The sequence below is a fragment of the Pseudoflavonifractor sp. An184 genome (assembly GCF_002160305.1).
In the GTDB taxonomy this organism is placed as follows: Bacteria; Bacillota; Clostridia; order Oscillospirales; family Oscillospiraceae; genus Lawsonibacter; species Lawsonibacter pullicola.
Genome location: NZ_NFKI01000070.1, coordinates 1 through 15082, shown reverse-complemented (window position 1 = coordinate 15082; position 15082 = coordinate 1). Strand labels below are relative to the sequence as shown.

8 protein-coding genes and 5 pseudogenes are annotated in these 15082 nt (G+C 45.1%); 11 read left to right on the top strand and 2 right to left on the bottom strand.

The genetic code is table 11. The annotated features are described in order from the left end of the window. Positions 1-140 precede the first annotated feature (140 nt). The 3 genes and pseudogenes from B5F19_RS15065 to B5F19_RS15050 form a co-directional block, all read left to right on the top strand. Positions 141-449 (top strand): annotated as a pseudogene (locus tag B5F19_RS15065) (DUF1016 N-terminal domain-containing protein); the annotation flags it as partial. A gap of 139 nt (positions 450-588) precedes the next feature. Next, positions 589-1044 (top strand): annotated as a pseudogene (locus tag B5F19_RS15060) (low molecular weight protein-tyrosine-phosphatase). A gap of 933 nt (positions 1045-1977) precedes the next feature. Further along, positions 1978-2526, top strand: a complete 549-nt coding sequence (locus tag B5F19_RS15050; protein WP_087291996.1) for an SLATT domain-containing protein — start codon at positions 1978-1980, stop codon at positions 2524-2526. Here B5F19_RS15050 and B5F19_RS17275 read toward each other — a convergent pair. Next, on the bottom strand, positions 2481-2771 hold the full coding sequence (locus B5F19_RS17275; protein ID WP_140394256.1) for a transposase: 291 nt from the start codon (positions 2769-2771) through the stop codon (positions 2481-2483). The two genes, B5F19_RS15050 and B5F19_RS17275, sit on opposite strands and share 46 nt — an antisense overlap. Before the next feature lie 856 nt (positions 2772-3627). On the opposite strand from B5F19_RS17275, the gene B5F19_RS15045 reads away from it, so the two are divergent. The 8 genes and pseudogenes from B5F19_RS15045 to B5F19_RS15015 all read left to right on the top strand — a co-directional run. After that, positions 3628-6306, top strand: a complete 2679-nt coding sequence (locus tag B5F19_RS15045) for an NACHT domain-containing protein (protein WP_087291993.1) — start codon at positions 3628-3630, stop codon at positions 6304-6306. Between the two features lie 157 nt (positions 6307-6463). Further along, the gene (locus tag B5F19_RS15040; RefSeq protein ID WP_087291990.1) at positions 6464-7450 is read left to right on the top strand and encodes an SIR2 family protein; all 987 of its coding nucleotides are present in this window, start codon (positions 6464-6466) and stop codon (positions 7448-7450) included. A gap of 14 nt (positions 7451-7464) precedes the next feature. Then, positions 7465-9162: an ATP-binding protein gene (locus B5F19_RS15035; protein WP_087291987.1), complete on the top strand. Its 1698-nt coding sequence runs from the start codon at positions 7465-7467 to the stop codon at positions 9160-9162. 166 nt (positions 9163-9328) lie between these two features. Beyond that, a complete protein-coding gene (locus B5F19_RS15030; protein ID WP_087291984.1) occupies positions 9329-11173 on the top strand; it encodes a hypothetical protein in 1845 nt (614 codons plus the stop codon). A 54-nt stretch (positions 11174-11227) separates the two neighbouring features. After that, entirely contained in the window at positions 11228-11380 is a 153-nt protein-coding gene (locus tag B5F19_RS17570) for a hypothetical protein (protein WP_162612594.1), read from the top strand. Positions 11381-12618: 1238 nt separating this feature from the next. Continuing rightward, positions 12619-12864: pseudogene (locus B5F19_RS18285) on the top strand (peptidase M23); the annotation flags it as partial. 39 nt (positions 12865-12903) lie between these two features. Beyond that, a pseudogene (locus B5F19_RS15020) lies at positions 12904-13295 on the top strand (DNA topoisomerase); the annotation flags it as partial. 312 nt (positions 13296-13607) lie between these two features. Next, positions 13608-14038: pseudogene (locus tag B5F19_RS15015) on the top strand (transposase); the annotation flags it as partial. A gap of 205 nt (positions 14039-14243) precedes the next feature. On the opposite strand, the gene B5F19_RS15010 reads toward B5F19_RS15015, so the two are convergent. Continuing rightward, a partial coding sequence (locus B5F19_RS15010) for an S-layer homology domain-containing protein (protein WP_140394255.1) occupies positions 14244-15082 on the bottom strand: 839 nt, incomplete at its 5' end.

Here is a 15082-nt window from a genome sequence, read left to right as displayed (position 1 = left end):
TCCGCAGGAATGTAAAATTCCAAAATAATAATGAAAATGCCGACCGCCATCTCAATGCCTGGGTACTGAGATGGCGGCCTTTTTATACGCCGGGAGATTTTACGGTTACGAACATCCGAAAACCCGTAGACTACGGCGCCATGTATGAGACACTGGATCAACTCATGGCAACAGATCTGCCGCAGGTGGAGCTGTACTTTGAGATCGGACAAGTTGTCTGTGCCAGAGCGGAGAAGGGGGCGGCTGTGGCCGCATCGGAGTATTTACAAGTAAAATATCCCCATACTACGGGTTTCTCCCCAAGGAACCTGCGCAGGATGCGGGAGATCTATCGCACTTACAAAAGTGATCCAGAACTGTTACAGCAAGCTATGAAAATTAATTGGACGCAGAATATGGTCATCTTAGAGACCTGTAAGACTACAGAAGAACGGATTTGGTACATCGCTGCTGTTGTGGAGTATAATTGGACAAAAACAGAGCTACTTAAGAAAATCCAGGACGAGGTCTGGTTAAATTCCGGGCTCGACGAGGTATCAAATTCCTGCTATACTAAAGAAAAGATCATGTTATTGGAGCATCCAAAGAATGACAAAAATTCTTTTTATCAGTCACCGAAATACTTGTCGAAGTCCTCTAGCCGAGTATGTAATGAGGAACTTGGTGCAAAAAGCTGGACTGGAGAAACAGATTCAAATCGATTCGGCAGCTACCAGCCCAGAGGAAATTGGACGCCCAGTCGATTTACCAATTCGTCAGCTCCTGAGCGAGCACGGAATCGATTGCTCATGCAAAACAGCTCGGAGACTGCAGAACGGCGACTACGACAAATACGATTTGCTGATTGGGATGGATCAAGAGAATCTCCACGATATGTGCCGTATCTGCGGCGGAGATTTCGATGGGAAGATGCACCTTCTGATGGAATATGCGGGGCAACTAGACCAGGAAGTAGCGGATCCTTAGTACACCGGCAATTTTGAAACTACCTGGCAGAATGTACTGGCAGGGTGCCAAGGATTGCTCGCACCTTGGTCAACTTAGTGTAAGTCTGTAAAATCTACAAAAACAAGTCAGAAATATCTCAAGTAACAATATCTAACATCTCTATCTTGAGAAAAATAGGATAATAAGAAAAGGACAATTATATGGGATCAAATATTTTTAAAGGTCAGCACATTATTGATGGCAACACCCGTTCACTAATTTCTGATCGATATACACGTATTACCAGGGCAGTGAATCGTGTTTTTTGGAATAGGATAGTGACACCACTCACAGTTTTTATGTTGGTTCATATGGCCGTGGGACAGCCATTGACACCAGTGACCTTGATGTCTTGATAGAGCTACCTGATAGTGAGTATAGTTACTTTGCTAATTCTTATGGAAATGGTCCATCTCGATTGCTGCAAGCTGTAAAAAACGCAATTTTGAATACATATCCAGCAACAGACATTAGAGGAGATGGGCAGGTTGTTGTAGTAAGATTCTCGGACAACATGAAATTTGAAGTTTTACCTGCTTTTATACTCCGAAACTTATGGGGAACAACTATGTATAGGTATCCTGATTCTCATATGGGTGGAAATTGGATGACCACAAATCCAAAAGCTGAGCAAGATTCAATGAAAGAAAAAATGGGTATTCTTCAACCAATGGACTGTTGTTTGATACCTGTAAGCATATTCGTTTTGTAAGAGATACGTTTTTTCCAGCTACCATCTGTTAGGAATCCTTATCGATACCTTTTGTTATAATGCAATAGGCGGTTGGCATTTTACTCGGGATGGCGAACCCCACATCGATTCTCCCATTTCGTATGAACAGACACTTTTAAATTTTTACAATGCACGAACTGATAGCTATGGTCGATGCACCGTAAATCTACTAGGCCCCTGGGAGCAAGCAGAGCGTTAACACAGACGATTGGGAAATTCTTGGTAAAGTTCTGAGAGTAATTGCATAAGGAGTCAATATGGGAATCGACAGTTACAAAGTAAACTTAAAGAATCAACTTATCGATGCTCATGGCCGGATCGAATATACATATACCCAACACCATATTATTGCAAACCGCCTTTTGAAAAAACATCGCTTGCTCAAAATAACTGAGATAGTATTAACCGCAATATCAACGGTCGGATTCTTAGCAACCGTAATCCAAGAACAGGTAACATTAGCTTGGATTGGTGGTTTGGGATCCGCACTTACTCTTGGAATAACCCTTTACACAAAGGATTTTAACCTTGACAGCGAGGCAAAAAAGCACAAGGATGCGGCAGATGCTCTTTGGCGTGTCCGAGAATGCTACAAGTCTCTTATAGCCGATTTTGTAGCACTGTCTGATGAGGAAATTTGCAGTAAACGTGATGCACTCATAGAGATGGTTACTGATATTAATGAAAAGTATCCCGGAACAGATGATAAATCTTTTAAAAAAGCTCGTAAGAATTTGAAGAAAGAGGAAAGACAAACTTTTCATCCAGGAGAGGCAGAAAAATTTTTACCTTCCGGCCAACAATAAAATTGGACAAGGGTAGGAGTATTGAACATTTTTCTTGGACTGTCCAATACTCCTAGCAGCACTTTAAACATACTGACAGGATCGACAGATGGACGGCCATTCGCAGGATAATACGGGGCTACAAGATCATAGATAGAATCAAATGAAACCAGCTGATTGATTGGCCGGAGCAAATGATTTGCGGGAATCAGTTCCTCTATCTCCAGAACCAACATACTTATCTGTCTGCTCTGCCGTCCCATCATCCTCCATCCCTCCTCATTTTAATTATACTATAAAGTTGGAGTTTTGGGGGACTTTGTCAGCAGGCCCAAATGTTGACACTACCCATTCACATGGGGCGATTCTGGAGAGGTAAGAAGCGATTCTGAATCGTGAAGAAGGGGGGACCAAAGACAGACACCAGCCGTTGGCAGGTGCCCCTTCTTGTTCTAAAGATAGCCGCCACAGATGGGAAAGAAAAGTCTGTTAAGGAAAGAAAAACCGGCCTGCACCGCCTTGAATGCCAGGAGTGCGGGCCGGTTTTTTATCTCTCCATCTGGAAATGATAGAATCATTTATAGCTGCGAACCCGTCGAATATGGAATATACCGTGAAAACAAAAGCATTACCGTCGCTAGATTGGAGAAAAGAGCGTCCATAACTGTTTCCGAGCATTTGAAAGTGAACAAACGCCTCTCGCAGTCGAACAGATTGAATTCACGATCAATAGACAAACGTCACCAAATGCCACGCTTTAAGCGAATCGCTTGATCCAAGCGGTTCAAAAATGGCCGTTGGATATTTCTTTTGAAGATACTCTCTTTCCTCTATAGAGAGGCGAAACTCGCGTTTGGAGCATCCTTCTGGGAAAGACTCTCTAAAAAATGCTCTAAATATTCGAAATCAATCATATCACTGTTTAAACTCATACTATAATCACCCTCAGTCATCATACCGCAGAGTCGGTTTTACGTCAACGTCAGAAAGTTAGCGCAGACGTTTTATTAAAACGCCTTAAGCAGATTTTGGAAATTTTATCCGTCGACATCTCTCGACTACTTATCCTTTATATGGTAAAATGAGAAAAATCTTTGTCAAAGAGAGAGAGGGAGAATTTCTATGTTTAACGCATTGATAGCTGAATCATGTATTGGTGCGGATGAACACCTTGTCAGGCAGCATGTAAAAAAGAATTATTGGGCACAAAAAATATTATTTCCCGATGGAACGAGTATGGATGCACAACCGTCCTCTGGCTCTGATGAATCAGTTTGGTGGGAAAATCTGAAGAGCCTCTTGGCACAGCATCCGATGTTCTTAACCGGACCGGGTGGGATGGGAAAAACAGCATTTTTGGCGTATTTATATGAAAAAATAAGATCAGATGAGTCATCTTGCCCATATGCTGGTTCGTTTTTATTATCACTAGATACTCTGATCTCACGGTATTCCTGCATTCCAGACGTGGACAGCAGACCGTTGAGTTCCGACAATAGCCCACTTCTGCAGCATATTGCGAATCGTGCGGAAAATTGCTCGGAAAGCACGTGTGGATACTGGCGAGAATTTTTCCGTCGCCCTATCAACGGAAATGAAAAACCAGTTCTTCTGTTGTTAGACGGTTTGAGCGAAATGCAATCCCGTCAAATCGAACCTCGGACATTGTTTCAGCAAGTTTTAGCTGAAATTGCAGCTATTTCAGACAAAACGCAATATCCTAAAGTGCATGTTATTGTGACTTCACGAACGGAATCCGATGCGGAGAGAACAGCACAATTGAATAGTTTGCCCGACTATTTTCAACAGGCCCAATTATGCGGACTCCAAGAACCCATCAACATAACGGTTCCAATTACAGATCAGGTAAAAAAACTCATAGAACGGCCTATGTATCGTCAGCATATTCAGTCTTGCATAGAGAAAGGACATGCTCCTACGACGCAGTATCAGGTATTGAAAGAAATGTATTCTGCTTTAGCGGAACAGATGCTGTGCAACATTCAGGCAGATGAACGTACATATTACTTTGCCTACATTTTAGAATTTCTCCTTCCTATTTTAGCGTATCAGGAATGGACCAATAACCGGTTGACCACTGAAATCGTGAGGAGCTCCTGCATCGATATTATTACAGAATGGACGCCATTGATTTCGTTTCTAGCCAGTTCAAATCCAGCACAGGGCCGCGGCTATCAACGCATTTTACGGAATATTCCGTTGATTCCCACGGATGGATATAAAAAAATATTGGATGAGATTCGTTTTTATCCACAACATTCCGATAAAATTATCAACTATCTCAAACAACAGCATGTGCTTTTTCATTTTGAAAAGGATAGCTATGTGTTCCAACACCAAGATTACCGGGATTTCCTAGTGGCAGAGTACTTTGTGCAGAGAATGTATTACATGCGTGAAGTCCCGAATTCCAGATGCTGGGATTCAGAGTTAAATATCCGTTCTTTGCAAATCAACACATATGGAAAATATATTTTGAAGCTGGTATATGAAGCTGTGGAGTTCCCTGAAAAGTTTCTCCAAACGTTTCTGGTCCATTCGGAATTAAAAACCTTGACCAGCAGGGAGATTTTCCCTGGATGGATTTTATGGTATACAGTTCCCTATCAATTAGCGGATATGCTACATTTGGTGGGCATCTCATGTACAAAAGAACAGGAGAAGCGTATCAAAGAGGATGCGCTCGAGATTTTGCGCCCCTTATCTGAATATGCCTTTAAAGAAAGCAGGATGGCCCAACAATCCGGTTTTTGTCAGGCTGCTCGTCCGATTCTGACTTTGGGAGACCTGCTAAAGCAGGATTTGACAGAAATTTTAATGAAAGTTTGTGAATTATATCGGGAACAGGAAAACTATAATGGGGCAAACCGCATGATCGCTGCCGCGAAATATCTCAATCAGTGCAAACAAGAAAGCAAAAATCCCATGTTCAGCGCCATCTATCACAATCAGGCAATGGTGGATTTTCATATTTTCCAAACAAGAGATGATCCGAAGTACCTCACGGAAGCGCTGACCCTACTCTATCGGTGTGCCGTAGGGAACGAGGCAGTCCCGCCCTATCGCTTTTCCTGTTCGCTGATGGGGCTGCTCCTGGCTTCTCCGCATCCAAAATTAGGCGCCAGGAATGAATTTCAAGATTTTCTGAGTAGTAATATAGGAGACGATTGGTTCGTACATGCTTTTTGGTTCTATTACAGCGCTTTGTTTGAGGAGCGCAAGAAAGGCGAAACCTGGATAACGCGGATTTACCCGTTGCGTCAATTGCTCTATCTCTTAGCTGATCATAAGATAGAAATCAATCTGGCGGCGTTAGGGGGAGTTCCACTGGAGTATGTTGATATTCAGAACTTATACAGCGACTTTTCCGGTGGTGCAATTGTTGAAGTAGGTCCCCGTTCATCCATTCCTACTAAGGAAAATTTACAGTTAATCCGACTCTTTTTAAAGGAAATTGAGTTCTTGCAGGTTTCCTGGTATGACTACATGGACGGTATGATTGAATATGGAGTCAAGGGGAGCCAAGCAACAGCCAAAATTGCATTCCAAAAAATGATTGACAAAGCTAAAACCCCTCAATTAGCCGACACCCGCAGCCGGCTTTGGAAAGCATTCTTAGAGCATGACCTGGCCGAACTAGAGCGGGCTCATGAGGATGGATTGGCTCATGCGAATTCCTCTGTTTCCGTCACGTCCTATGATGTACGGGCATACTATGAGCGGGATATTACTGCGCTCTATTCAGAATTGAAAAGGAAACTGTCACGAAACCTGGTGTAAGTCTACGCTTTTTAACAGGCTTCATATTTCCTTCTAGCTAGCACATATTGGGAAGTGCATAGCACCGAGAGGGTTCAGTGTCAATTGTTATTTCACCTTTTTTATTTTACCATCAAACGCAGCATACTTGTTTTAACAGAAAGAAGAGGTCTGGAATATGGATTTAGACACTATTTTGAAAACCATTCAAAGCGCAGTTACAGAAACGCCCTTAATCATGGTTGGAAGCGGCGCATCTGCTCCGCACGGGCTGCCGAGTATGCACGATTTGGGGAAACATTTGGTTCACCAACTCAGCGCTTGTTATCGCGGCACTCCCTGCTGGGACAACTTTGAAGCAAATATAGCAAATGATGATGATCTGGAAACGGCTCTTACAGGTATAGAGCTTACGCGCGAGGTGTTGGCGGATATTAGGTGTGAAACCTGGAATTTGATATCTTCCAGGGACTTAGCAGTATATGAACAGCTTCTGTTTAGCCCCAAAATGCTGCCCTTGACCCGGCTTCTGAAAAAGTTCTATCAGGCACATCCTAGGCGCATTGATATTATTACAACAAATTATGATCGTCTGATTGAGTATGCCTGTGATTTGGCGGAAATCCCTTGCACTGTTGGATTTGACGGATACTACCTAAAGCACTTTTCCGGAAGTTTTGCTGATAAGAATTCTGTGAATCTTCTGAAAGTGCACGGTTCGCTAGATGTCTTTCGTGATGTGCATGGAGGTATAGTCTCTGCGCCCATGTTGTCAAATTTGCCGACGGGATTAATTCCGGAAATTATTACGCCTGGATCTTCTAAATATGCCGCTATTTTACACGGTACTCACCGCGAATTGTTATTGGCTGCAGATGAGCGAATCAAACGGGCACGGTCGTTTCTCTGTATTGGCTATGGATTCAATGACTCACAGATACAAGAGGGGATCATCACGCGTATTCGGGCAGGAATTCCGATTGTCTCGATCACGCAAAAAGTATCAGATTCTGCTGCCCATCTATTGGTCAATAATGCACAACATTACATAACGATCCAGCAAGATGAAATTCCAGATAAAACTGCTGTTTGCATTGACAATCACATAGAAATTTTGGACGGTACATTTTGGACAATTGATGGGTTCATGTCCTTAATTGACTGAAGGGGTGTGGGGAGATGGGAATTTTTCATTTTGATGATATGCATCCACTGGGGATGGTCCAGAGTGTGGATACCTCCAATGTCGTTGTGTGTGTAGAAGATTCCACACAGCTCTCTCAGCTGCAGGTGAACCATTTGGTCGTGATCCGCTCCTCTAAAACAGGACAAGCTTTGATAGGAATGGTCAGCAAAATCGTGCGAAAGTTTATAGAGGATGTTGACAATGAGAGCGATACCGATTTCTCTGCGGATATCGTGAAGATTACATTGATCGGGACACTATTGGATCGGGAGGGAACGCGGAAGAACGTATTTAAGCGTACCCTGGAATCGGTTCCAGAGATTGACTCCCAGTGCTTTCTTATGACAGACGAAGTCCTCGCTTCTTTTATGGGGGTAATTTCTGGTACAGATTCTGGTATGGAGCACCCGCTTTGCATCGGCCGATACACGATGAACGACGGTGCTTTGGCTTTTCTGGATGGCAATAAGTTATTTCAGCGGCATGCCGTTATTGTAGGGAGTACAGGCTCAGGGAAATCTTACACAGTGGCAGCCTTAATTGAAAAGATAGCGGAATTACCTTCATGTAACGCTATTCTGTTCGACATTCATGGTGAATATGCCCCAATTTCCGGAGAACATATCCAGCATTATAAGATCGCTGGTCCAACTGATCGGCCGATGGATGGCGTTATGTTTCTTCCCTATTGGCTGCTGACCTATGAGGAGATGCTGTCCTTAATGCTGGATCGGTCAGATTCCAACGCACCGAATCAGGCGATGGTATTCAGTCAAGCTGTTATGGAGGGGAAACGCTCTCTGCTCGATGCGTCAGGCCATCCAGATCTAAGCGAGGCAATCACTTTAGATAGCCCAGTGCCCTACAAAATGGATCAGATTTTGGAATTGCTGGACTATAAAAATAGAGAAATGGTAACGGGCGCAAACAGCAGAGAAAAACAAGGGGATTTTTACGGAAAGTTATCCCGTTTTATTCAACGGTTGGAGGCAAAAGTAAACGATAAACGATTGAACTTCATGTTTGCAAAGGACGACATGTTACTGGAGTTTGATTATATGGATGTTCTATGCAAACATCTAATGGCTCCGGCCAGCCAAGGAGGCGGGGTAAAGATTATCGATTTTTCTGAAGTTCCCTCTGATATTCTACCACTTATTGTTTCCCTTTTGGCACGCATCATTTTCTCCGTCCAACAGTGGATGGAGCGGAGCAAAATCAGTCCACTGGCAATTTTTTGCGATGAGGCACATCTGTATATTCCGGCCAATGCACAGAAGGGCGTAGAACTTTCCAGCCTACAGAGTTTTGAGCGCATTGCGAAAGAGGGACGCAAATATGGAATCGGCCTTGTCATTGTCAGCCAAAGGCCCTCCGAAGTGAATCGAACAGTGTTAAGCCAGAGCAGTAACTTTATCGCAATGCGTTTGACAAATGCTGATGACCAGTTAGTCATTAAAAAATTGCTGCCCGATAGCATTGGAAATTTCGCGGATCTGCTCCCTGTACTGGATATTGGTGAGGCCATAGCTGTAGGAGATGCTTCGTTGCTTCCAAGCCGTATCCTCATTGAAGCGCCAAGACAAAAGCCCAATAGCGCTACAGTCAAGTTCTGGAATGAGTGGAGTCAAGTGACGGTTCCAGATGCGATTGAAGCAGCGGTGCGTTCAATGAGACAACAAGAGAGATAAAGGGTAAACCCCCGAGATATCAGGTCCCTTTAAACATATCCCCCGTGCTGGACAAAGAAACCATGTGCACTTATGCAGCATTTGCTGGAAGCGCTATTTACGATAGCGCACATCATTGTTATGTAGTTTTCACGATTAGGTGAGACACAGAGGGAGTGACTTGCTTATGGAACATCAATATAATCATTTTGTCCTCCTCCAGGAAACAGATTCTACTAGGCGTTCGATCAAAGAAGTAGAGCTGGGGCAATGGGCAATTTTCACAGAAATTGTTCAGTATGGCCACATTGTCGTTTTGCCGTTTAATCAGGTTACCGATTCATATACCATTATGAGTATGCTGCTCAATGAGCATTCGAAGGATGCGGTGTTGGAACTATTTCGCCTAGGATGGTTACAGGTCAATGCATTTGGCTCAAAGTATACGATGGCCGACTATATTATAAACGCAGCCTCAAAAGCATCAGAGGGCAATGGAAAGTTCCTGTTCTCCTGGCTGCCGGTGCAAAAGGATGAAACAGCCCTATTACAACTAATCAAACAGGCGATTTCCTCGTCAAACACGGCGATGTTCAGCCCAAAAGAAAATCCATCTAAAGAGGAACTTTGGATTCTCAACTCGGAAATAGAGAAAATGAAACGTGAGGTTTCTTCTTCAGGTTTGTCACTTGAAGAGCTTAAAGCCTTAGAAAAAGAAGTGAACACAGATTATTCCAGACGGATGAGAGATATTGGGGAATTCTTGTCTATTATGGTGCAGTTAAGTTCTGCCGGCCCCGTGATTCACCAGAAGAAAGAAATAAATGAAATACGTTATGATTATCTGTCTTTAATAAATGTGATCCTTTATAATACAAACATTAATTGGGGTGCAATGGAGATTGATCCTGCACGTCGCAATTTGATTTTAGACGCGCGCAAGCAGCTTCAACATCTTCGTGATACGTCTGAGGAAGACGAGAAAAAAACTAAACTCAAGCATCAGGACAACCGTAGCGATTGGATTGACGCCCTCATTGAAATTCGGGACGTATATATAGAAAGTCATACTCGACCGGATGTCAATTGCCTAAAAATGGCCAACGCCTTGGTGGACTTGTGCTATTACTATGCGGTAGAGGAAAGCGTTTTAAATGTGCTGAAGCACTTTAAAGAAAGCAAATTAAAAGGAATTGATGAACAAATCTCTGGGCAAGAACTGGCTTATTTGAACGATAATATCAGCCGTGCATTATTTACACCTGATGAGATTGACACAATAAAAAAGACAAAAGAGGATCAAAATTATGCAAGAATCTCATCTTCAGCTGCTAAAAAAATTATAAAATATGTAAACGCCTCTAAGTTGTTTCAGAATGAGAACTTCATAAAGGATTTTGCAAAGCGCCTCAATGAATATTGGGATATACACAAGGAATGCTTTCTGGCTCCAGACACAAACTCACTTATGAAGTATTGCTCTGTACGTTATCGAAATATTTGGGATTATAGAGCAATTGACTTGCCTGAAAGCAACGAAGGGATCCTTCACACGCCCGATTGGAACCTGGCATTGAGCCTGGTAAATGGGCAAAACCCTCAACAGCCCAATAAAATTCCAGAGTTTACTTATGAGGAACAAACGAAACACTTCCAAAAAAGTTGGGATAGGCGACGTCGATTGCGTTACCGTTCGAAAATATTCAGCCTGCTATTCACGTTTATGCTTATTACCATTCTTACCATTTCGGAAACTCCATTAGATATGCTTGCGTACGGTATATTTGAGCTGGACATAAATAAAGTTCCCTTTTTCGTAAGGGTGTTGATATCAGTGATATCAGCATTTGTTTCCTCAGTATTCATATCTCTGCTTAGTATTGCAATTTCACTTGTAATGAAAAAGGTAGAGAAAATTCCTTTTGAGACTACGGATATCTTAGATTTTTATAAACAAATTAGGCGTACGATTTGTGAGGTGGTTACTATAAAAGTCCTATACAAGAAAAAATACCGATCTTACCACCTGTAGAAAAGTGAAGCGCACAAAAGGCCGGTCGGAACTATTGAGAATCAAAACCACCTGTTGAAGGAAGGATACCTGGATTCCACCGGCCAGACCTGCTTTATCAAGCCCACAAACTACGACCAGAAGAAACATAAAAAGTTCCAAAAACAGATTGGCAGGATAGAGAATATAGCCTACGACCCGGAGGAAGACTGCTTCACCTGTACCTAGGGCAGAAAGCTCCCGCTCCGCCGGGAATGTACGGAAATACGGGACGGCCAGTTTGTCTGCACCACCTGGTACCGGTGTGAGAGTTGTACCGGTTGTCCCTGCTGCAGCCAGTGTTGCCGGGCCAAGGACCCGGAACAGCCCAAAGAGTTGTGTCTCCAAAGGACTTTTTGAGACAAACGCGCGGAAACCACCCAGCGCATTGCATCTCCCAGGGGGATCCATCTGTGCCTTTTCCGCTCCATCCAGGTGGGGCGCCTTTGCCCTGCTGAAAAATGATTTTGGTTTCCGCAGGTTTCTCACCCGCGGGCGGGCCAATATCCGCGCGGAGCTGTTCCTCCTGGACATGGCCTTTGACCTGAAAAAGCTGTGAATGAAGCGGAAACACAGCAGGCTCCAGACCCGTGTTTCCGAGAAAATGACGGCGTAGGTCCAGATAACAAAATAGTTTCCACATTTGTCTCTGAAATTGGCTTCAGTTTCGGCGTTGCTATACCCTTTTTATAAAATCTGGCTCAGTTTTCCACAATTCTTGGATTGAACGCTCCCCGTTTTTCGAACAATTTTATCGAAAAACGGGGAGCGCTTTACCCGAAAGCGCTTGTGTCGCAACGCTTTTGGCGTTTTCTTTATTCGAGCCTGGTTTTTCAAAACGTTCAAAACCAATATTTTTATCTTATATTGGAATTTAGACAGCATTTTTCGATAAATAGAACCTAATAACTTCTGACATCTCGGGCCTGGAATTTATATCTCAGCGTTTGAAAATATCTAGATTGTCGTAGTATGCCAAAATGTGTTGACAAAAGAGATACGCAGCAGAAATACCGCACAAAAGTGCGGTATTTCTGCATTTCAACCGAAAATTCAGGTCAAACAAAAGAAAAAAGTAGAAAAGCTAAAAATCCGCCCCTATTTCCCCAAAATGACGTTCCAGGGAGATGCACAGAGGTCAGTTCATGCACAAAAGTGTTTCGAACTCCTTGGCTCTCCCCTATGAAGCCCCCCATGGCTACCACCTCCCGTGGTAGCCATGGGGGGCTTTTTTGCATTTTCATAGGGATCGGATATTTGGTGCTTACGCTTGCTTTGTTCGCCTTTCTTTCTTGGTGTTGGTAATAGCTTTCCCCAGATTTTCCAGCTATACTTGCGTTGCGATTAGCGAAAGGAGGCAAAGCAAATGTCTCATGCTGTGACCCGCAAGAGAAAGGTCCGGAGAGGATTAAAGAGCGCCGGACAGGAAAATGGCTTCCTACCCGGCACATATGTCGTCCCTCGGAAACAGACCCGATTTGTTCCCGCAATCCGGCTATGTGTCTAAATACTATGAAAACCCACCCGCCGATTATGAAGTACCCGCCGCGCTGCTCAATTCCGATGAACAGTTTGCGCGGCTCATGGAAGAAACGGATAAATACGTCGGTTTTCCCTATGTGTGGGGCGGCAGCACCCCGGAAACCTCTTTTGATTGCAGCGGCTTTGTGAGTTAAGCGTTGTTCGCAGAAACACAAAATCGCGCCGCAGGAAATCGTTCGTATGAGTTTACGGCGAAACAGACCCTTGACTATGCGCAAGCCCTTTATTGAAAACGGCTTTTGACCTATCCCCGCACCGACAGCAAATACATTACTTCCAATATGGAGGACAGCACAAAGGAACTCATTACCGGCCTTTGTGCTGTTCTCCCCTTTATGCAGGGCGTGAAGCTGCAAGCCGACCTTGTGAAGATTTGCGACAAAACAGCAAAGTAACCGATCATCACGCCATTTTGCCGACAGCGGAGTTTGCGAAAACGGGCTTCTCGTCCCTTGCCGAGAGTGAGAAAAAGCTAATGACCCTTGTGTGCACAAAACTGCTTTGCGCCGTTGCCGCGCCCCATAAGTATGAAGCAGTTACGGCGGTTTTCACTTGCGGCGGCTGTCTTATCTGCGGGTATGTAAACCCAAGGTACAATTGGTCAGCCAGTTGTTCCTCTTATTGTAGCTTAGGCACGAGACGGAAAGAACACCGGACTGGCTGCCCGGTGTTCCTGTCCAAACTTATTGTAATAGGTACAATAAGTTTCGCAAATTGAAAAGTAGATAAAAAGAGACATGGTTTACAGATCTCTGGTCGAATGAAGTCGCGACACACCATTCTGAAAGGAGACAGCAAACCATGTCTAAGAGGATTGTACAGCTAAATGAGGAAGTTATCAAGGGGTATCTCAAAGAGCTGGTTCGAGGCAGCGTACCGCAATGTGTTCTCTGTAACACCTCGCTTCAAGGTAAAGCTGGTGGCAAAGATGCTCAAGGCGATCCACGCCCAGGAAAGCAAGAAAGCCGCCTGAAAAAAGCCAAAGCCGTGGTGGAGCAACTGCGCTCTATGAAGCTGAAAGAGGCGGCCAAGAAGGTGGAGGATGGTATTGAGGAGACGCTGACTTACTGCGATTTTCCCGGTGAACATTGGACTCGCATCCGCACCAACAATGTCATTGAGAGATTTAACCGGGAGATCCGCCGCCGCACTCGCGTGGTGGGGAGTTTCCCGGACGGCAACTCCGCTCTCATGCTGGTCTGCCCCCGGCTGCGCCATCTGGCCGGCACCCAGTGGGGCAACAAGAAGTACATGAACATGAAGCACCTGGAGGCTGCCCTTGAGGACGCCTCCATTGCTGGCTGACTTCTCTCATGCCAGAGTCTACAAACCATTTTGTGAAAAATCTTTGACACTACCCTTAGGATGGATTCCTACTAAATTTCAATCACAGTTTTAACGCAGAATTACATACTGAGCAGATGTGTTTTCTCGCAAAAAAATTCACCGGTCTCAAAACAGAGACCGGTGAATTTCAGCTAAGATGTCTGCTTAAAGGGAGCTTTCTCCGTCAGTTCGCCGCGTTGAACGCGTCGCGGACCAGCTCGTTGAAGGTACGCATGGAGATAAAGTCCTCCCAATCCTCGCTGGTGTGCTGGGTGTTGCGCCACACGTAGGAGTGGCTGTTGGTGGCCTCCTGAACGTCCTCATAGTACCAGGCGCTCTTGGGGTTGTCCGGCCACACGGTCATGTTGTCCAGCATGTAGTCGGCGTCGGGAGCGCGCTCCAGCACCTCGTTCACCAGGGCCATGACCTCGGCGCGAGTGATGAAGCGATCGGGTCCGAAGGTGCCGTCAGGATAGCCGGCAATCCAGCCCTCGTTGGCCGCGCGGTTGATGTAATCCCGGGCCCAGTGGTCGGAGATGTCGGTGAACTTATCCGGACCGGAGTACTGGGCGTTGGAGAACTGAGCCGCCACCACGGCGAACTCGGCGCGGGTGATGTTGGCTCCGGGGTCGAACACGCCGCCGGTACGGCCCAGCATCAGGTTGCCGTTGGTCATGGTGGTAATGGCGTAGTAGGACCAGCGGTCGGACGCCACGTCGGGGTAGGGGTTATAGTCGGTGATGAAGTCGGCACGGGACTCGTCCGTCAGCAGACGGAAGAAGATGGTGGCGACCTCCTCACGGGTGATATAGCCCTCCGGCTGCACGGTGCCGTCGGGATAGCCGGACACGTAGGCGATGTGGTCCTCCTTGTTCAGCTCGGGCTTGGAGCCTCCGCCGCCGCCGGAGCTTCCGCCGCCGCCGCCGTTGTTGCTGTCGTCCTCCCAGAAGAGGGTGAAGGGGGAGAAGGAATTCACGGTAAAGCGGATGCCCTGCTCCGTGGTCTTCAGGTTGCCATTCTCCT

Excerpts from the sequence above, each read along its gene's own strand:
- B5F19_RS15040 (WP_087291990.1), top strand. The coding sequence starts at position 6,464 with ATGGATTTAGACACTATTTTGAAAACCATTCAAAGCGCAGTTACAGAA.
- B5F19_RS17275 (WP_140394256.1), bottom strand. The coding sequence starts at position 2,771 with ATGATGGGACGGCAGAGCAGACAGATAAGTATGTTGGTTCTGGAGATA.
- B5F19_RS15030 (WP_087291984.1), top strand. The coding sequence starts at position 9,329 with ATGGAACATCAATATAATCATTTTGTCCTCCTCCAGGAAACAGATTCT.
- B5F19_RS15050 (WP_087291996.1), top strand. The coding sequence starts at position 1,978 with ATGGGAATCGACAGTTACAAAGTAAACTTAAAGAATCAACTTATCGAT.
- B5F19_RS15045 (WP_087291993.1), top strand. The coding sequence starts at position 3,628 with ATGTTTAACGCATTGATAGCTGAATCATGTATTGGTGCGGATGAACAC.
- B5F19_RS15035 (WP_087291987.1), top strand. The coding sequence starts at position 7,465 with ATGGGAATTTTTCATTTTGATGATATGCATCCACTGGGGATGGTCCAG.